Source organism: Streptomyces sp. NPDC004111, assembly GCF_042874215.1.
Taxonomy (GTDB): domain Bacteria; phylum Actinomycetota; class Actinomycetes; order Streptomycetales; family Streptomycetaceae; genus Streptomyces.
In genome coordinates, this window is record NZ_JBIAMU010000019.1 from 21,565 (window position 1) to 39,373 (window position 17,809).

Sequence of the window (17,809 nt, forward strand, 5' to 3'; positions counted from 1 at the left end):
CTCAGGTCTGGGTCAGGGCCCAGATGCCCACGGCGAAGCAGATCAGCGCGAGCGCGAGTACCGGGATCGCCACCTTCGGGGGCGGTCCCGGGCGTCGTTGCGGTGCCCGGCCGGCGGCAGGTGGTGCGGGCTGGGGGAAGTGCGGGGCGTGCGGGTCCGGCTGTGCGGGAGCGTGCCCGAGCGGGGCCGGGTGGGTGTAGGCGCGGGTGGGCGGCGGCCGGTGGTCCAAGGGAGCCGTGGGCAGCTGGGAGGGGTCCTGCTGCGCGCCCGGGTGGGCGGCGGCGGGGGGCGTGCCGTGGGGTGCCGGGGAGGGCGGGGCCGACGGCTGGGCCGGAGCCGGGTAGGAGTGGGGGTTGCCCTGCGGGGGTGGGGCGAGATGGAAGCTGCCCGTCTGCGACATCTGCGGGGTCGGTGCGGGGGCGGGTGGTGTCGCAGCGGCCTGGGGCAGGGGGCCGGGTGCCGATGTCGGGGTCGGTGCGGGTGCGGGTGCGGATGTCGGCGTCGGGACGTGGGCCTGTGACGGGGGCTCCGAGTGCACCTGTGACGAGGGCGGCGCCATTTGTGAGGCGGGCTGGGCCTGAGCCTGCCCCGCCTGCGCCCCCGCCTGCGACGGGGCCAGGGGCCGGGCCTGCGACTTGCTGGGGTCGGTGGACGGGGTGAGTGGTTCGGGGCGGGTCGGGCCGGTCTGGTCGAAGCCCGTGGGCAGCGGACCGATCTGGTCGAAGATCTCGACCGGGTCGTCGGCCGGGTCCGTGTCCGGCAGCATCTCCGCGGCCGTGGTGAGAGCCTTGCGGGCTCCGGTGGCACTGCGGAAGCGGGACTGCGGGTCGGGCTGGAGCATTCCGGCCACGACCTGCCACAGCGGCTCCGGAATGCCCTGCGGGGCGCCCGGCGTACCGTGCTCGACGAAGTACTCGACCAGGGCCTTGGAGTCCGGCTTCTGGCCCTGGAGGAGGTAGAGCGCGACGAGGCCGACCGCGAACAGGTCGGCGGGGAAGTCGGGTTCGGCGCCCATCATCTGCTCGGGCGCGAAGTAGCCCGGTGTTCCGACGACGTAGTCGGTCTCGGTCAGGCGGGGTTCGCCCTTGCGCATGGAGATGCCGAAGTCCGACAGCCGCAGGTGCGGGCGGCCGGTTCCGGTGGCCTCCAGCAGGATGTTGGCCGGCTTGATGTCGCGGTGCACGACACCTTCCGCGTGTACCGCGGCGAGCCCGGCGAGGAGTTGGTCGAGGAGGGTGCAGACGAAGCGGGGCGGGACCGGGCCGTAGTCCCCGATGACGTGGGCGAGCGAGCCGCCGCTCACCAGGTCCATCGTGAACAGGACCTTGTCGTCGTCCGCGGCCCAGCTGGCGGGCGCGAGGACGTGCGGGTGATCGATGCGCAGGGCCTGTTCGCGGACGAAGCGCAGCAGGGTGTGGGCGTCGCTCTGCTGGAGCACCTTGGCGGCGACGTAACGGCGCCGCCGGTGGTCCCAGGACCGCCAGACCGAGCCCATGCCGCCCCGGCCGATCGGGTCGACCAGCTCGTACCGACCCGCGAAAATCTCACCCATGCGCCGCGCCCGCTCCCCGGTCCGCTTCGTCGCTGTCGACGTCCCGTCAGCTCTGGTGTGCCTCGTAGTGGGCGACCGCCTCGGCGGTGCGTCCCGCGCCGTACACCCGCAGGAACTCTGCCAGTTCCGGATGGTCGGCGGCGAGGGAGTCGGCGGCGTGGATGATGTCCCCGGCCCCCGCCACCGAGCGCAGCAGCGACTGGATCTCGCGCACCACGCGGCGTACCGTCGGCGCACCGGAGCTGGCGGTGGTCTGGCTGGAGGCGCTGAGTACCGAGCCGCCCTGCGACTTCTTGATCTCTTCCATCCGGTCCGTTGCCTCCCCCGCGCTGACACTGCCGTCCGCGACCTGTCCCGCCAGTTCCTGGAGGGCCTGGACGCGCTGCACGACAGCAGGATTGCCGATCTTGGCGCGCTGGCCGCTCATCAGCTGGGAGAGCATGGGCGCCGACAGGCCGAGCACGGCGGCGAGCCTGGCCTGATTGAGGCCCAGGTCGTCGATGAGCCGACGGAAGAGCGCCCCCAGCGGCTCCCCGTACCAACTGCGTTGAAGCTCCCTGGCTCTTGCCGCTGCTTCCTGTTGTGCTGCGTCCATCCGCGTCTCCCCTTCGCTGCTGCGAACCTCGCGGTGCATCTTACGGAGAGTGGCCGCGCACGGGGAGTCCCAATCTGTTTGCGGGATTGTGGGGGTCACCCGCTACTCTGGTGTGCGTCGGTGGCCGAGTGCTGTTCCGCTCGGTTGCGGGCACCCTTTTTCGGGGCCTTAGCTCAGTTGGTAGAGCGCTGCCTTTGCAAGGCAGATGTCAGGAGTTCGACTCTCCTAGGCTCCACAGCACAAAGACCCCCTGAACTGCGAAAACGCAGTCAGGGGGTCTTCTTTTCGCGGGATTCTCCCCGGGTGCCTGCCCGGCCGGCGGGTGCGGTGCGGTCGCCGCCGGTGCCTGGCACGGGCCGCGATCAGCGGTCCTTCGGGTCCGCCGCGTCGCTCTCCGCCTGCTTCGCCTGCACCTCGGGGTCGAGTTCCGCCTGGCCACTGCCGTCGACCGAGGTCAACGGAGTGCGGTCGCGGACCTCGGTGGCGGCCGGGGGCTCGACCAGCCAGTCCGGGTTGGCCTGCTTGTCCCACCACTTCCACGCGGCGAAGGCGCCGCCCGCGAGCAGTCCCAGTACGACGAGCCGCTTGGCCAGGCGGCCGGAGCGGGCCCGCCGCTCGTGCTTGCGCACCAGCTTCTGGACTTCCTTCGCGGAGACCTGGCCGCGCAGTGCGGCCAGTGCGGCCGTGGAGCGGGCCGCCGCCTCCTCGCGCACCGGCTGTGCGGCGGCCATCGCGTGCTCGACGCGCGGCGCCGTGTACTCGGCGGCCTGCTTGGCGGCCTTCTTCGTCACGACGGCGGCCTTGTGCGCGGCCTCGTCGACCCGGGCCGGCACATGGGTGCGCGCCTGCTCGATACGGGGGGCGAGATGCGCGTCGTACTGCTGGCGGGCCTGCTCGGCCGCCTGCTGGGTGGCCTGGGAAACCCTGGGCGCGAGTCGTGTCCGGGCTTCGTGCGCGTAGTGCACGGCCGTCTCCTTGGCCGTGCCCGCGTAGGGCGCCACCACTTCGGCGGCGTGTCGCACGCTGTCCTTCGCCGTACTGGTCGCGTGGCGCACGCTGTCCTTACGGGTCACGGAAATCCTCCTCCTCGGTGGCGCTTCGGCTATGCGCCTTTCCACCCAAATCGAAATCATGCCCGGCACGGCCATTCCCGGCACGTGCGGGCGGGCATCCGGGTCATGAACGGCCAGGAACGTCGACCCTGGGGCAAATACGGTGCAAGGGGAACTCCGCACGACAATGCCACGCTTCGCGTCCGTGCGCGCCGGTTCCGTACGGACTCGTCCGAAGAAAGCCGGTCAGCGGGCGTCGGGCCGGGTCGGCGCCGCGAGACCCCGTGGGAGGATCGGGCCCAAGCCCGGCGGAGCATCCCCGACGGGCGCGGGACTTCGGCGGAAGGCAGGACCGTGGCCGAGCAGCTCTACGCCACACTCAGGACCAGTCAGGGAGACATCAACATCCTGCTGCTGCCGCAGTACGCCCCCGTCACCGTGCGCAACTTCGTCGAACTGGCCCGGGGCGAGCGGGAGTGGACCAACCCCTCGACCGGCGCCCGGACGAAGGACCCGCTCTACGACGGCACGATCTTCCACCGCGTGATCAGCGGATTCATGATTCAGGGCGGTGACCCGCTGGGCAACGGCCTCGGCGGCCCCGGCTACGAGTTCGAGGACGAGTTCCACCCCGAGCTGAGCTTCCGCAAGCCGTATCTGCTGGCGATGGCGAACGCGGGCCCGGACACCAACGGCTCGCAGTTCTTCATCACCGTCGAGCCGACGACCTGGCTCAACCACAAGCGCACCATTTTCGGCGAGGTCGCCGACGGCGCGAGCCGCAAGGTGGTGGACGCCATCGTGCGCGCCGAAATCAATCCGCGCACCGAGCGTCCGGTGCGGGACGTCGTTCTGGAGACTGTCGTCGTAGAGACGCGCTGACATCGAGAGAATGGTCCGCATGGAGCAGCCGCCGAAGAGCCCGGACCAGCAGCCCGCCGACGAAGCAGGCGCGGTGCCGCACTGCTATCGGCACCCCGATCGGGAGACCGGTATCCGGTGCACCCGTTGCGAGAAGCCGATCTGCACCGACTGCATGGTCGATGCCTCGGTGGGGTTCCAGTGCCCCGACTGTGTGAGCAGCGGTTCGGGGACCGGGCACGCGCCCACCGCCAACCAGCCGCGCAACGTCGTGGGCACGGCACTGCGCGGGGGTGATCCGCGGCTGGTCACCAAGATCCTCATCGGGTTGAACCTGGCGGTGTTCGCCGTCGTCTCGCTGACTCCGGCGGGCGACGCGATCGTCCGGGACTTCTTCCTCTTCGGCGGCTACAACGCGGCCCCGATGTTCAGCTCCGGCGTGGCCGGCGGCGAGTGGTACCGGCTCTTCACCGCGATGTTCCTGCACGAGGCGATCTGGCACATCGCCTTCAACATGCTCGGTCTGTGGTGGCTCGGCGGCCCGCTGGAGGCGGCGCTCGGCCGGGCCAGGTTCCTCGCGCTGTATCTGGTGTCGGGGCTGGCGGGCAGCGCGCTGACCTATGCCGTCGCCGCACCGAACCAGCCGTCGCTCGGCGCCTCGGGCGCGATCTTCGGGCTGCTCGGCGCGACCGCCGTACTGATGAAGCGCATGAACTACGACATGCGTCCGGTGATCGCGCTGCTCGTGATCAACCTGATCTTCACCTTCGGCGGCAGCAACATCGCCTGGGAGGCACACATCGGCGGCCTGGTCGCGGGTGTGCTCCTCGCGCTCGGGCTGGTGAACGCGCCGCGGGAGAAGCGGACGCTGGTGCAGGCCGGCACCTTCGGGGTGGTCATCGTCGCGGTGCTCGTGACGGTCCTGGTCAGGACGGCCTCGCTCACGATGTGAGGCCCGGCCGTTCCCGGGGTGCCGGCGGTACGGGTCCGGCAGCCTGTGGGTAGGGCTGTGGGGACTTCGTTTCTGCCACGTTGTCCACAGCGCGTGGTGAAGGCTGTGCATTCTGTGGGGAAGCGGGGGAACAACTGAGCCCCTTGTCGCTGAGCTGGGTTTTCCCGGCCGGGACAAGGGGCTTCAGAGGGGGGTGGGGTGAGGATGCGATCACACTGGCGTCAACAGCGTGGGAGTTATCCACAGATGGTCATACACTTTTCCTCAGCTGTGGATAACGCTGTGGACAGTTCTGGGCAAGGCTTGCGCGACCAGGGGTCGGAGTGCCTCGGCCGCTACTTCCACTGCGTGGAGACGCCGAAGCCGGCGGCGATGAAGCCGAAGCCGACCACGATGTTCCAGTTCTCCAGGCTCTTGATCGGAAGGTCGCCCTCCGTCACGTAGAACAGCACGATCCAGGCGAGGCCGATCAGGAACAGCGCCAGCATCACGGGTGCGACCCAGCTGCGGTTCGTCAGCTTGATCGCCGTCGCCTTCTTCGAGGCGGCCGGAGGCGTGAAGTCGGCCTTCTTGCGGATACGTGACTTCGGCACGAGGGACTCTCCTGTCGATGCGCTGCGTGACCGCGCAGGGAACTGTGGCGTGACGCCAAGGGGCAGGGCGGGAGCCGCCGGGGAGCACACTGCCTCCCCCGGGCGTCCGTTAGCGTAGTGCTTCCGCGGCGTCGAAGGAGATAAGGGTATGAGCAATTCTGCCGACGCCCCAGACGGGTCCCCGGACCGTTCCCCGGGCCTGCCCCCCGACCGTTCTCCACAGCAGTCCCGTGACGGGTTCGCGAACCCGTCCGCGGACAGTCCCCGGGGCAGCACCGGCGGCGGGTCCGCGGAGGGCTACCCGGCCGGTTTCCCGGACGGTCCGACGGGCCCTTCCGCCGAGGGGGACGCGGGGCAGTCCGCCGGGTCCGGTTCCGGTCGGCGGGGTCGGCTGCGGCCGGTCAAGCTGCTCACGGCCGCCGTCTTCGCGCTCGCCGGGCTGATCTTCGTCACCAGCTTCAGCACCGCCAAGGGCACCAACATCCGCACCGACGACTCCCTGCTGAAGCTCTCCGACCTCACCCGGCAGCGCAGCGAGAAGAACCAGGAGCTGGAGAAGTCCACCGGCCTGGTGCGCAAGGACGTGGACGCCCTCGCCCGCCGCGACGACGGCAGCACCAAGGCCGAGGACGAGAAGCTGGGCGTTCTGGAGAAGGCCGCAGGGACGCAGAAGCTGACCGGCCAGGGGCTCACCGTCACCCTCAACGACGCCCCGCCGGGCGCCACCGCCAACCCCGGCTATCCCAAGCCGCACCCCAACGACCTGGTCATCCACCAGCAGGACCTCCAGGCCGTCGTCAACGCCATGTGGGAGGGCGGCGCCCAGGGCATCCGGATCATGGACCAGCGCCTCATCTCCACCAGCGCGGTCCGCTGCGTCGGCAACACCCTCATCCTCCAGGGCCGCGTCTACTCGCCCCCGTACACGGTCACCGCCGTCGGCGACCGCGGTCGGCTCAAGAAGTCGCTCGCCGCCTCCCCCGCGCTGAAGAACTACCAGCTGTACGTCCAGGCGTACGGCCTCGGCTGGAAAGTCGACGAGCACGAGGCGATGACTCTGCCCGGCTACTCGGGCACAGTGGATCTCCACTACGCGAAGCCCGTGCAGCAGTAACGCCCGGGGCGGGAGGGGGCTGCCATGCCGGTGCAGGTGTCCGCGCGACTGGTCGTTCGGACCTTCAGCGAAATATGCATCACCGTCGGCGCCCTCATCGTCCTGTTCGTCGTGTACGTGATCTTCTGGACCGGAGTGCAGGCCGCCGGCGCCTCCGACGGGCAGCTCGACTCGCTGCGGGACGAGTGGGCGCACCGGACCGCCGCCCCGGCCCCCGTGACCACGAGCGGCAGCGGCACCTTGGAGCCCGCGCCCGCGCCCGAGTACCAGGACGGGAAACCCTTCGCCGTCATGTACGTGCCCCGCCTCGGCAAGGACTGGGACTGGCCGGTGCTGGAGGGCACCTCCACCGGCACCCTGAAGAAGGGCCTCGGCCACTACGCCGGCACCGCCCGCCTCGGCGAGACCGGCAACTTCGCGGTCGCCGGGCACCGCAGGACCTACGGCGACCCCTTCAAGGACTTCCCCGAGCTGCGGCCCGGGGACGCCGTGGTGCTCAGCGACGGCACGACCTGGTTCACGTACCGCATCGACAAGAAGCCGTACCTGACGGTGCCGAGCGATGTCGGGGTGGTCGATCCGGTGCCGCGCAAGGCCGGCTTCGACGGTCCCGGCCGCTATCTGACGCTCACCACCTGCGACCCCGAGTGGGGCAGCAGCCACCGGCTGATCGCCTGGGCGCACCTCGACGCGACGCAGCCGGTGAGCGAGGGCAGGCCGGCGGCTCTCGGCGGCTGAACCACGGCTTTCGGCAGCCGGGCCCGGACGCTTGCGCCCGCCCTTTACTCTGGTCACCACTGAACGGGAAGGGACAGCATGTACGGCTGGATCTGGCGGCATCTGCCGGGCAACGCATGGGTGCGGGCGTTGATCTCGCTCGTGCTGATCCTCGCGGTGGTCTACGTGCTCTTCCAGTACGTCTTCCCGTGGGCCGAGCCGCTGCTGCCGTTCGGTGACGTGACGGTCGACGGAAAGAACGGTTCATGAGCGCGCGCATCCTGGTCGTCGACAACTACGACAGCTTCGTCTTCAACCTGGTCCAGTACCTGTACCAGCTCGGCGCCGAGTGCGAGGTGCTGCGCAACGACGAGGTCGAGCTCGCGCACGCCCAGGACGGCTTCGACGGCGTACTGCTGTCCCCCGGCCCCGGTACGCCGGAGCAGGCGGGCGTCTGCGTCGACATGGTGCGGCACTGCGCGCAGAGCGGTGTTCCGGTCTTCGGGGTGTGCCTGGGAATGCAGTCGATGGCGGTGGCGTACGGCGGTGTGGTGGGCCGGGCCCCGGAGCTGCTGCACGGCAAGACCTCGCCGGTGCTGCACGAGGGCGCGGGTGTCTTCGCCGGGCTGCCCTCCCCGTTCACCGCGACTCGCTACCACTCGCTGGCCGCCGAGCCCGAGTCCGTGCCGGCCGAGCTGGAGGTGACCGCGCGTACCGAGGACGGCATCGTGATGGGCCTGCGGCACCGTGATCTGCCGGTCGAGGGAGTGCAGTTCCACCCGGAGTCGGTGCTGACGGAGTGGGGCCACCTGATGCTGGCCAACTGGCTCGTGCAGTGCGGCGACACGGAGGCCGTGGCGCGGTCGGTGGGGTTGGCCCCGGTGGTGGGTGCGGGCAGGGCGTCCGCGTGACGGCGCTTCGCCCCGAGCACGAAGCCGCCGGTTACGGGCCTCAGTACGGTGAGGAGTACGGCGGCGACGGCCTCGGGGCGGCGGTGGACCGGCTCGCCGATCCGCTGAACGACCCTCTGCCGGGTCAGCAGAGCGCCGGTTGGGCCCAGGAGCCTCCGACGGCGTACGACCCGTATGCGGCGCAACAGGGGGCCGTGCAGCAGCCCTCGTACCAGGAACCGCAGGAGTGGTACGACCCGCAGGGGTACCGGCGCGACTGGTACGGGCAGCAACAGGCCGCCCCTCAGCAGCAGGCCGCCACGCAGCACCAGGCTCCCGCTCAGCACCAGGCTCCCGCTCAGCACCGGCCCCCGGCGCAGCCTCAGGCGTACGTGCAACCGCAGCCGCCCGCGGTGGACGAGCCGACCTTCGCGCTGCCCACGGTGGACCCGGAGCCCAGTCGGCGAATAGCCGAGCCGGAGCGGGAAGTACCGGACCAGGGAATGCCGGAGGGCGGGGGCCGTGCGGAGCGGCGCAGGGCCGCGCGCGGCAAGTCACCGGCGCGGTCCCGGGGGAAGGGCCCGGCGAAGAAGGAGAGTGCCGGGGTCGTCGCCAGCCGTTTCGTCGGCGAGCTGTTCATCACCTTCGGTGTGGTGATGCTGCTGTTCGTGACCTACCAGCTCTGGTGGACCAACGTCCGTGCCGGGATGCAGGCGGACGGCGCCACCAACAGCCTTCAGGACGGCTGGGCGAAGGGCGGTGCACAGCCGAAGGCCGCCGGGGCCTTCGAGCCCGGCCAGGGCTTCGCGATCATGCACATCCCCAAGCTGGACGTGAAGGTGCCGGTCGCCGAGGGCATCGACAAGCACAAGGTGCTGGACCGGGGCATGGTCGGGCACTACGCGGACGGAAAGCTCAAGACGGCGATGCCCTCCGACAAGAAGGGCAACTTCGCTGTCGCCGGTCACCGCAATACGCACGGCGAGCCCTTCCGCTATGTGAACCGGCTGGTCAAGGGCGACAAGATCGTGGTGGAGACGCAGGACGCGTTCTACACCTACGAGATGACGTCGATGCTGCCGCAGACCTCGCCGTCGAACGTCGGGGTGATCCAGCCGGTGCCGCCGGGGTCCGGTTTCACCGCACCCGGGCGGTACATCACCCTGACGACCTGTACCCCGGAATTCACCAGCACCTACCGGCTGATCGTCTGGGGCAAGATGGTCGAAGAACGGCCGCGGAGCAAGGGCATGCCGCCCGCGTTGGGCAACTGAGCGACTGAGGGACGGGTGCGGTGGCAGCGAGGACCGAGCAGGACGAGCGGACGGACGGGAAGTCCGCACCACCAAGGAGCTCGGGCCCCCGGGGACGGATCGCGGGCGCCGTCAGCGTCTTCGGTGAACTGCTCATCACCGCCGGCCTGATCCTGGGCCTGTTCGTGGCGTACTCGCTGTGGTGGACGAACGTCCTCGCCGACCGCGAGGCGGGCAAGCAGGGCGACGAGGTGCGGCACGGCTGGGAGAGCAAGGAGCCCGGCGCGCGCGACATAAAGGGAGGCATCGGCTTCCTGCACGTACCGGCGATGAAGAACGGCGAGGTGCTGGTCACCAAGGGCACCGACACCAAGGAGCTCAACGCCGGTGTCGCCGGCTACTACACGGATCCGGTGAAGGCCGCCCTGCCGTGGGACAAGCAGGGCAACTTCTCGCTCGCCGCGCACCGGGACGGGCACGGTGCGAAGTTCCACAACATCGACAAGCTGAAGAACGGCGACTCGATCGTCTTCGAGACCAAGGACACCTGGTACGTCTACAAGGTGTACGCCGCCCTGCCGGAGACGTCCAAGTACAACGTGAAGGTGCTGGACCCGGTTCCGAAGGAGTCGGGGAAGGCGAAGCCGGGCCGCTACATCACGCTGACCACGTGCACGCCGGTCTTCACGTCCAAGTACCGGTACGTGGTGTGGGGCGAGCTGGAGCGTACGGAGCGGGTCAACGCGGAGCGGACTCCGCCGCCGGAGCTGAGGTAGCAAACGCCTCGTCCGCGCGGGGAAGGGCAGAGCGGAGAACGAGCGGCAACGGGGAGGGCCCCGGCACAGTCACTGTGCCGGGGCCCTCCCCGTTCGGTTCCGCGGTGCGGTTGCGGGCTCCTAGTCCCGGCCGCCGATGATGCCGTCGTGGTCGCCGCCGCCACCGCCACCCATGGTGAACAGGGTGATGGGGGTCTGCTTGGGCACGGTGCTGCCGCCGGGCGGGGTGGCGGACAGGACCTTCGCGTCGGGCTTGTCCGAGGCACCCGGAGCGAGCTGGACGACCAGTCCGAGCCCCTCCAGGATTCCCTTGGCCTCCTCGAAGGACTTGCCGACGATGTCGCCCGGGACCTGGACCTGTTCGTCGCCGGGAGGCGGGGTGGTCGCCGGAGCCTTGGCGACCACCAGCACGATCTTGGTGCTCGCGGGGGCCCTGCCCTTGGTGGACTGGGAGATCACCGTGTTCGGCGGCTTGTCCGCGCTCTCCTGCTCCTGCTTCTCGACGTTGTTGAAGCCGAGGTCGTTGAGGGTCTTCTGGGCGCCCTCGTACGGCTGGCCGGTCACGTCCGGGATGGTCAGCTGCTTCTCCGTGGCGATCGTGATGACGATCTCGGAGTTCTTCTCGGCCGACTCACCGCCCTTGGGGTTCTGGTCGATGACCGTGCCGGCGGTCTTCTCGGACTGCGCCTTCTCGACCTTGACCGTGAAGCCTTCCTTGGACAGGCGCTTGCTGGCCCGTTCCTGGGTCTGCTCCATGACATCGGGAACCTCGACCTTGGGAGCGCCGGAGGAGACGAAGACCGTGACCGACGAGGCCTTGTCGACCGAGGTGCCCTGCTGGGGGGTCTGCTTGCAGACCACGCCCTTCTCCTTGTCGGCGCAGGGCTGGTTCTCACGCTTCAGCGTGAGCCCGGCAGTCGTCGCGCTCTGCAGTGCGTCGGCGTACTTCTGTCCGACCAGCACCGGTACGGAGACCTTCTCCGGCTTCTTCTCGCTGTTGAAGATCGAGTTGCCGATCAGGACGGCACCGACGAGCACCAGGAGGCCCGCGACCACCAGAAGGATCGTCGAGGTGTTGCTCTTCTTCGGCTGCTGGCGGCGACGGCCCTGCTGGTCGTCGTAGCCGCCGCCCCCGTTGCCGTAGTCACCGTTCCCGTTGCCGCCGACGGGCGGCATCATCGCGGTCTGGCCGCCCTGCCCCGCCTGGTGCAGTGCGGTGGTCGGCTGGTCGTTGCCGCCGTACGAGTCGTAACCGCCGTAGCCGACGGCACCCATCGCCGCGGTGGCGGCGACCGGTCGGCCGTCCAGGCACGCCTCGATGTCGGCCCGCATCTCGTCGGCCGACTGGTAGCGATAGTCGGGGTCCTTGACCAGGGCCTTGAGGACGATGGCGTCCATCTCGGGCGTGATCTCGGGGTCGAAGTTCGACGGGGCCTGCGGCTCTTCCCGTACGTGCTGGTAGGCGACCGCCACGGGCGAGTCCCCGATGAAGGGCGGACGTACCGTCAGCAGTTCGTACAGCAGGCAGCCGGTGGAGTAGAGGTCGGAGCGTGCGTCGACCTGCTCGCCCTTGGCCTGCTCGGGCGAGAGGTACTGGGCGGTGCCGATGACGGCGGCGGTCTGGGTCATCGTCATGCCGGAGTCGCCCATGGCGCGGGCGATGCCGAAGTCCATGACCTTGACCTGGCCGGTGCGCGTCAGCATGACGTTGGCCGGCTTGATGTCGCGGTGGACGATCTGGGCGCGGTGCGAGTACTCCAGCGCCTGGAGGATGCCCACGGTCATTTCCAGGGTGCGCTCGGGGAGCAGCTTGCGCCCGGAGTGCAGGAGTTCACGCAGGGTTGATCCGTCGACGTACTCCATCACGATGTACGGGATGGAGACGTTGTCGACGTAGTCCTCGCCGGTGTCGTAGACGGCGACGATCGCCGGGTGGTTGAGCGAGGCGGCCGACTGGGCCTCCCGGCGGAACCGGGCCTGGAAGGACGGGTCGCGGGCGAGGTCCACCCGCAGTGTCTTCACAGCGACGGTGCGGCCGAGCCGGGTGTCCTGGGCGAGGTAGACCTCGGCCATGCCACCCCGGCCGAGCACCGAGCCCAGCTCGTACCGGCCGCCGAGGCGACGCGGCTCTTCCATAGCTAATCCAGCCCTCTCCGTCTGTCCCGACCGCACCCGTGCGTGGTCCGGCGGTGTGCTGTTCGCGCATACGGTACCGGGCGGCCCAGTGCGTACCGGCCCGTGACCGTCACCTGATACCTGACCGGTACGTCAACGTGGACGAATGGTGTGGGGTGGTGACGGGAGTCACTCCGGGACTGCTTTCGATGACCGTTTCACGTGAAACATCCAGGCTTTCGCAAGCCGTCCGTTTCACGTGAAACATCCCCGCCCCTTTCCCCGGCCCGTCGGCCGGGCCTACTTCGCGCGGTCGAGGACCGCCTGCATGACGTTCTTGGCGATGGGCGCCGCGAGACCGCCACCGGAGATCTCGCCGCGGGAGGCCGCGCTGTCCTCGACGACAACTGCTACGGCGACCGGGGAGCCCTTGTCGGTCTTGGCGTAGGAGATGAACCAGGCGTACGGGTTCTTGTCGTTGTTGATGCCGTGCTGCGCGGTACCGGTCTTGCCGCCGACGGTGACACCGTCGATCTGTGCATTGCCGCCGGTGCCCTCCTTCACCACGGTCTCCATCATCTGCTGAACCTTCTGGGCGTTGTCGGCCGACAACGGCTGGCTCATCTCGACCGGGTCGGTCTGCTTGATGACGTCCGTGCTGGGGTCCGTCAGTTTGTCGACCATGTACGGGGTCATCAGCTTGCCGTCATTGGCGATGGCCGCGGTGACCATTGCCATCTGGAGGGGGGTGGCGGCGGTGTCGAACTGGCCGATGGAGGAGAGGGCGGTCTGAGGCGAGTCCATCTTCTTGGGCCACACGCTCGCGTTGGACCGGACTGGGGTGAACTGCTCGCTGTTGAAGCCGAACTTCTCCGCAGTCTCCCGCATCTTCTCCTTGCCGAGGTCGGAACCGACCTTGCCGAAGACCGTGTTGCAGGACCACTGAAGCGCGACCCGCAGGCTGGCGTTCTCACAGGGGTGATTGCCGTCGTTGGGCAGTGGGGTGCGCGTCGTGGGCAGGTTCCACGGGAAAGGCGAATCGGTCGCCGCGTCAATGTCGGTGATCTTGTCGTGCTCCAGTGCCGCAGCGGCCGTGACGACCTTGAACGTCGAGCCCGGCGGGTAGGTCTGACGCAGTGCCCGGTTGAGCGAGATGTCGTCCGGGTTGACCTTCTTGTCGAGCTTCTTCCACTCCTCGCCGTCGCCCATTCCCGCGATCTTCGAGGGGTCGTACGAGGGGGTGCTCGCCAGTGCGAGGATCTTGCCGGTCTTCGGGTCGAGGGCAGCGACGGCGCCCTTCTTGCCCTTCAGGCCCTCGTAGGCGGCGCGCTGGGCGTCGCCGTTGAGGGTGGTGATGACGTTGCCGCCCCGCTTCTCCTCGTTGGTGAAGAGCGAGAGCGTGCGGTCGAAGAAGAGGCGGTCGTCGGTGCCGGTGAGGATGCCGTCGTTGAGGTTCTCCAGCTGGGTGGCGCCGTAGACCTGCGAGGCGAAGCCGGTGACGGGGGCCCACATGGGGCCGTCCTTGTAGGTGCGCTTGTACTTGAGGTCGCCGCTCTTGGCCTCGACGGACCCGGTGATGGCCTTGCCGTCGACGATGATGTCGCCGCGCGGGTGGGCGTAGCGCTCCACCAGGACGCGTCGGTTGTCCTTGTGGCTCTTGAGTTCGTCGGCCTGGACGAACTGAACCCAGTTGACGCGGACGAGCAGCGCGAGGACCAGGATGCCGCAGAAGATGGCAACCCGGCGCAGGGGCTTGTTCACGGTCGGACCACCTGGGTCATCTCGGCGTCGGGGGACGGTGCGGGCGCGGGCGCGGGGCGCCGTGCGGTGTCGCTGATGCGCAGCAGGATGGCCACCAGCGCCCAGTTGGCGATCACGGAGGAACCACCCTGGGCCAGGAACGGCATCGTCATACCGGTGAGCGGGATGAGGCCGGTGACGCCGCCGGCGACGACGAAGACCTGGAGGGCGAAGGCGCCGGAGAGGCCGATGGCGAGGAGCTTGCCGAACGGGTCACGGGCGGCCAGCGCGGTACGGATGCCGCGCTCGATGAGCAGGCCGTACAGCAGGACGATCGCCATGACGCCGGTGAGGCCCATTTCCTCGCCGATGGTGGCGAGGATGTAGTCGCTCTTGGGGGCGATGCCGCCGATGAAGCGGGAGTAGCCCTGGCCGAGGCCGGAGCCGAAGAGGCCGCCGGAGCCGAAGGAGAACATGGCCTGGGCGGTCTCGGTGACGCCGCCGTTGGACGCGTGGGCGAGCGGGTCGAGCCAGTTGTTGACGCGGCTCTGCACGTGGCTGGCGAAGGTGGCCACACCGACCGCGCCCGCCGCGCTCAGGGTGAGGCCGAAGACGACCCAGCTGGTGCGCTCGGTGGCGACGTACAGCATGATCACGAAGAGGCCGAAGAACAGCAGCGAGGTGCCGAGGTCGGTCTCGAAGATCAGGATCATGAGGCTGAGCGCCCAGATCGCGAGGATCGGACCGAGGTCGCGTCCGCGCGGGAGGTACATGCCCATGAAGCGGCGGCTGGCCAGGGCGAGCGCGTCGCGCTTCACCATCAGATAGCCCGCGAAGAAGATCGCGATGATGATCTTGGCGAACTCTCCTGGCTGGAGCGAACCGATGCCGGGGATGGTGATCCAGATGCGCGCGCCGAAGCGGGCTGGGAAGAACACCGGCAGGATCAGCAGGATCAGCGCCACGACCATGGAGATGTAGGTGTAGCGCTGCAGGACGCGGTGGTCCTTGAGGAAGAACAGGACAGCCAGGAAGAGCGCGACACCGACGGTCGACCACATCAGCTGCTTGGCGGCCATCGGTCCGCCGAGGCTGGCGGTGGTGATGGACGGTTCCTGGTCGAGCCGCCAGATCAGCACCAGCCCGAGCCCGTTGAGCAGGGTGGCGATGGGCAGCATCAGCGGGTCCGCGTACTTGGCGAACTTGCGCATCATCAGGTGCGTGACGCCTGCGAGGAGGCTGAGCCCCACCCCGTATCCGAGCATGCCCGCGGGCAGGCTGCCGTCCTTGGCGAGACCCACGTTGGCGTACGCGAAGACCGGGATGGCGACGGCGAACGCGAGCATGATCAGCTCGGTGTTGCGCCTGCTCGGTGCTTCGATCGCACCGATGGTGGTCGTGTTGGTGACAACGCTCATGTGTGTGGGTCCCCCTACGGTGTGGCCGGCTTACTGCACTGCGAGGCCAGTTCCTGCTCTTCCTCGGAGAGGGTGGGACCGGGAGCGGGGGCGCTCGGAGTGGGCTTTGCTGCGTTCGGCGGAGTCTTGGTGCCCGGCTTGGGCGTGGTCGGCGGCTTCGTCGGCGTGGCCGGGGGCGCGGGGCGCTGCTCGGACTTCTTCTTGCAGGCGGACGCCTGGAGCGCGAGCTTCTCGATCCTCTCGCGCGCCTGGGCGAGGTCGCTGGCGGGCAGCGTGTCCCTGACCTCCTTGGCCTGGAAGTCCGGGAGGTACTTGAGTTCGATATCGGGGTGATCCTTCTCGATCTTCGAGAGGGAGACCCACGGGAGGTCCTGGTCGACGCCCCGGTAGAGCGCGACGTGTTCCGCGTTGGCCCCGACGTAGTACTGGGTCTGGGTCCAGCGGTAGCCGCCGTACAGACCGCCGCCGACGACGATCAGGGCGAGCGCCAGGTAGAGGGATCTTTTGAACCACTTGCGGCCGGGGGACTTCACGAAGTCCTCGCCGTTGTACATGTCGAACGTGTCGTCCGGCAGGCCGCCGCCGAACCCGCCGCCGCTGCCCGCGGGGCCGAAGCTCCCGGACGGGGACTGTGCCTGCGGCGGGGCCGCGGGACGGCCGAGACCGGCCGCCCGGCCGGCCGGGGTCTGCATGGCGCGGGTGTCGCCGAGCTGCATCTGGTTCTCGGCGACGGCGCCGACGACGACCGGGGTGTCGTTGAGCTGGGCGGCGAGGGTGTCGTTGCCGTCGACGTCCAGGACGTCGGCCACGATGCAGGTGATGTTGTCGGGGCCGCCGCCGCGCAGCGCCAGCTCGATGAGGTGCTGGACGGTCTCCTGCGGGCCCTGGTAGCTGGCGAGCGTCTCTTCCATCGTCTGGTGTGAGACGACGCCGGAGAGGCCGTCGGAGCAGATCAAGTACCGGTCGCCGGCCCGCACTTCACGGATGGAGAGGTCGGGCTCGACGTGGTCGCCGCTGCCCAGCGCACGCATGAGGAGAGACCTCTGCGGGTGGGTGGTGGCCTCTTCCTCGGTGATGCGGCCCTCGTCGACGAGGCGCTGCACCCAGGTGTGGTCCTGCGTGATCTGGGTGAGGACGCCGTCGCGCAGCAGGTACGCGCGCGAGTCCCCGACGTGCACGAGGCCGAGGCGCTGGCCGGTCCACAGCAGGGCGGTGAGCGTGGTGCCCATGCCCTCCAGCTGGGAGTCCTCCTCGACCATCATGCGCAGCTGGTCGTTGGCCCGCTGAACGGCGGTGCCCAGGGAGGTCAGGATGTCCGACCCGGGTACGTCGTCGTCGAGCTGGACCAGCGTGGAGATCACCTCGGAGGAGGCGACCTCGCCGGCGGCCTGGCCGCCCATGCCGTCGGCGATCGCGAGAAGTCGGGGGCCGGCGTAGCCGGAGTCCTCGTTCCCCTCCCGGATCATGCCCTTGTGCGATCCGGCGGCGAAGCGCAGGGACAGACTCATACGCACCTCGCCCGTCGGCTCCGGGTACACCGGGTTTCGAGCCACACTGCCCACCCTCCGGTCGGGAGCGCGCTCCGGCCCGTGGCCAGGGCGCTGTGGCCCTGTGCCGGGGCCGCTGCGGCTCGCTCGCTCCGCTCGCTCATTGTCGTACTACTTCCGCAGCTCGATGACGGTCTTGCCGATGCGGATCGGTGCGCCCAGCGGAATCGGTTGCGGCGTGGTGAGCCGGTTCCGGTCGAGATAGGTGCCGTTGGTGGATCCAAGGTCCTCGACGATCCAGTTGCCGTCGCGGTCCGGGTAGATCCTGGCATGCCTGCTGGACGCGTAGTCGTCGTCCAGCACGATCGTCGAATCGTGCGCCCGGCCCAGCGTGATCGTCTGTCCCTGGAGTGCCACCGTGGTTCCGGTGAGGCTGCCCTCGGAGACGACCAGCTTGGTCGGAGCGCCGCGGCGCTGCCGCTGCTGCTGGGGCGGGGCGGCCTGCTGGCGTCCCCCGCCGGTGTTCTGCTGCTGGGCACGCGTGTCGGACGCATTGCCGCGGCGCGAGCCGCGTTGCGTGACACGCGTGCCGAAAAGGTCGCTGCGGATGACCTGGACGGCCACAATTACGAATAGCCACAGGACAGCTAGGAAACCTAGCCGCATGACCGTCAGGGTCAGCTCTGACATTGCC

General features: G+C 69.3%; 17 protein-coding genes and 1 tRNA gene. 9 read left to right on the forward strand and 9 right to left on the reverse strand.

What is annotated here, in order from left to right:
• Position 1: 1 nt before the first annotated feature.
• Together ACFYVL_RS31970 and ACFYVL_RS31975 are read right to left on the reverse strand one after the other, a co-directional pair.
• Positions 2-1,552, reverse strand: a complete 1,551-nt coding sequence (locus ACFYVL_RS31970) for a protein kinase (RefSeq protein WP_389251071.1) — start codon at positions 1,550-1,552, stop codon at positions 2-4.
• 46 nt (positions 1,553-1,598) lie between these two features.
• Complete coding sequence (locus tag ACFYVL_RS31975; RefSeq protein WP_389251073.1) at positions 1,599-2,147, reverse strand: DNA-binding protein; 549 nt, start codon at positions 2,145-2,147, stop codon at positions 1,599-1,601.
• A 162-nt stretch (positions 2,148-2,309) separates the two neighbouring features.
• On the opposite strand from ACFYVL_RS31975, the gene ACFYVL_RS31980 reads away from it, so the two are divergent.
• Positions 2,310-2,382 (forward strand) — tRNA-Ala (locus ACFYVL_RS31980).
• Between the two features lie 127 nt (positions 2,383-2,509).
• Here the strand turns inward: ACFYVL_RS31980 and ACFYVL_RS31985 are convergent.
• A complete protein-coding gene (locus ACFYVL_RS31985) occupies positions 2,510-3,220 on the reverse strand; it encodes a DUF5324 family protein (protein WP_389251075.1) in 711 nt (236 codons plus the stop codon).
• Between the two features lie 333 nt (positions 3,221-3,553).
• On the opposite strand from ACFYVL_RS31985, the gene ACFYVL_RS31990 reads away from it, so the two are divergent.
• Both ACFYVL_RS31990 and ACFYVL_RS31995 read left to right on the forward strand, forming a co-directional pair.
• Positions 3,554-4,081, forward strand: coding sequence for a peptidylprolyl isomerase (locus tag ACFYVL_RS31990; RefSeq protein WP_389251077.1), 528 nt, complete (start codon positions 3,554-3,556; stop codon positions 4,079-4,081).
• Between the two features lie 19 nt (positions 4,082-4,100).
• Complete coding sequence (locus tag ACFYVL_RS31995) at positions 4,101-5,012, forward strand: rhomboid family intramembrane serine protease (protein WP_389251079.1); 912 nt, start codon at positions 4,101-4,103, stop codon at positions 5,010-5,012.
• Between the two features lie 335 nt (positions 5,013-5,347).
• Here the strand turns inward: ACFYVL_RS31995 and crgA are convergent, their stop codons facing one another.
• A complete protein-coding gene (crgA, locus tag ACFYVL_RS32000; protein WP_389251081.1) occupies positions 5,348-5,605 on the reverse strand; it encodes a cell division protein CrgA in 258 nt (85 codons plus the stop codon).
• 391 nt (positions 5,606-5,996) lie between these two features.
• On the opposite strand from crgA, the gene ACFYVL_RS32005 reads away from it, so the two are divergent.
• From ACFYVL_RS32005 to ACFYVL_RS32030, 6 genes are all read left to right on the forward strand, one after another.
• Positions 5,997-6,719 (forward strand): DUF881 domain-containing protein, encoded by a 723-nt coding sequence (locus ACFYVL_RS32005; protein WP_389251417.1) that lies wholly within the window; start codon positions 5,997-5,999, stop codon positions 6,717-6,719.
• 36 nt (positions 6,720-6,755) lie between these two features.
• Entirely contained in the window at positions 6,756-7,457 is a 702-nt protein-coding gene (locus tag ACFYVL_RS32010; RefSeq protein WP_389251419.1) for a class E sortase, read from the forward strand.
• Positions 7,458-7,535: 78 nt separating this feature from the next.
• Positions 7,536-7,706, forward strand: coding sequence for a hypothetical protein (locus ACFYVL_RS32015; protein WP_389251084.1), 171 nt, complete (start codon positions 7,536-7,538; stop codon positions 7,704-7,706).
• A complete protein-coding gene (locus tag ACFYVL_RS32020) occupies positions 7,703-8,347 on the forward strand; it encodes an aminodeoxychorismate/anthranilate synthase component II (RefSeq protein ID WP_389251086.1) in 645 nt (214 codons plus the stop codon). Before ACFYVL_RS32015 ends, ACFYVL_RS32020 begins: the two co-directional genes overlap by 4 nt.
• Positions 8,344-9,600, forward strand: a complete 1,257-nt coding sequence (locus tag ACFYVL_RS32025; protein ID WP_389251088.1) for a class E sortase — start codon at positions 8,344-8,346, stop codon at positions 9,598-9,600. Before ACFYVL_RS32020 ends, ACFYVL_RS32025 begins: the two co-directional genes overlap by 4 nt.
• A gap of 20 nt (positions 9,601-9,620) precedes the next feature.
• Positions 9,621-10,355 carry a class E sortase gene (locus ACFYVL_RS32030; protein ID WP_389251091.1) on the forward strand — a complete coding sequence of 245 codons (735 nt, stop codon included), beginning with the start codon at positions 9,621-9,623 and terminating at the stop codon, positions 10,353-10,355.
• Between the two features lie 120 nt (positions 10,356-10,475).
• Here the strand turns inward: ACFYVL_RS32030 and pknB are convergent, their stop codons facing one another.
• From pknB to ACFYVL_RS32055, 5 genes are all read right to left on the reverse strand, one after another.
• Positions 10,476-12,491 carry a Stk1 family PASTA domain-containing Ser/Thr kinase gene (gene pknB, locus ACFYVL_RS32035; RefSeq protein ID WP_389251093.1) on the reverse strand — a complete coding sequence of 672 codons (2,016 nt, stop codon included), beginning with the start codon at positions 12,489-12,491 and terminating at the stop codon, positions 10,476-10,478.
• A 279-nt stretch (positions 12,492-12,770) separates the two neighbouring features.
• Positions 12,771-14,231, reverse strand: a complete 1,461-nt coding sequence (locus ACFYVL_RS32040) for a peptidoglycan D,D-transpeptidase FtsI family protein (protein ID WP_389251096.1) — start codon at positions 14,229-14,231, stop codon at positions 12,771-12,773.
• Positions 14,228-15,628 carry an FtsW/RodA/SpoVE family cell cycle protein gene (locus ACFYVL_RS32045; protein ID WP_389251098.1) on the reverse strand — a complete coding sequence of 467 codons (1,401 nt, stop codon included), beginning with the start codon at positions 15,626-15,628 and terminating at the stop codon, positions 14,228-14,230. The genes ACFYVL_RS32040 and ACFYVL_RS32045 overlap by 4 nt, the downstream gene beginning before the upstream one ends.
• 14 nt (positions 15,629-15,642) lie before the next feature.
• Positions 15,643-17,136, reverse strand: coding sequence for a Stp1/IreP family PP2C-type Ser/Thr phosphatase (locus tag ACFYVL_RS32050; protein ID WP_389251100.1), 1,494 nt, complete (start codon positions 17,134-17,136; stop codon positions 15,643-15,645).
• 150 nt (positions 17,137-17,286) lie between these two features.
• Positions 17,287-17,805, reverse strand: coding sequence for an FHA domain-containing protein (locus ACFYVL_RS32055; RefSeq protein ID WP_389251102.1), 519 nt, complete (start codon positions 17,803-17,805; stop codon positions 17,287-17,289).
• Positions 17,806-17,809: the final 4 nt, after the last annotated feature.

Coding starts and splice junctions, on each gene's coding strand:
- ACFYVL_RS31975 (WP_389251073.1), bottom strand. CDS start 2,147: ATGGACGCAGCACAACAGGAAGCAGCGGCAAGAGCCAGGGAGCTTCAA.
- ACFYVL_RS32015 (WP_389251084.1), top strand. CDS start 7,536: ATGTACGGCTGGATCTGGCGGCATCTGCCGGGCAACGCATGGGTGCGG.
- ACFYVL_RS31995 (WP_389251079.1), top strand. CDS start 4,101: ATGGAGCAGCCGCCGAAGAGCCCGGACCAGCAGCCCGCCGACGAAGCA.
- ACFYVL_RS32050 (WP_389251100.1), bottom strand. CDS start 17,136: ATGAGTCTGTCCCTGCGCTTCGCCGCCGGATCGCACAAGGGCATGATC.
- pknB (WP_389251093.1), bottom strand. CDS start 12,491: ATGGAAGAGCCGCGTCGCCTCGGCGGCCGGTACGAGCTGGGCTCGGTG.
- ACFYVL_RS32055 (WP_389251102.1), bottom strand. CDS start 17,805: ATGTCAGAGCTGACCCTGACGGTCATGCGGCTAGGTTTCCTAGCTGTC.
- ACFYVL_RS32045 (WP_389251098.1), bottom strand. CDS start 15,628: ATGAGCGTTGTCACCAACACGACCACCATCGGTGCGATCGAAGCACCG.
- ACFYVL_RS32020 (WP_389251086.1), top strand. CDS start 7,703: ATGAGCGCGCGCATCCTGGTCGTCGACAACTACGACAGCTTCGTCTTC.
- ACFYVL_RS31970 (WP_389251071.1), bottom strand. CDS start 1,552: ATGGGTGAGATTTTCGCGGGTCGGTACGAGCTGGTCGACCCGATCGGC.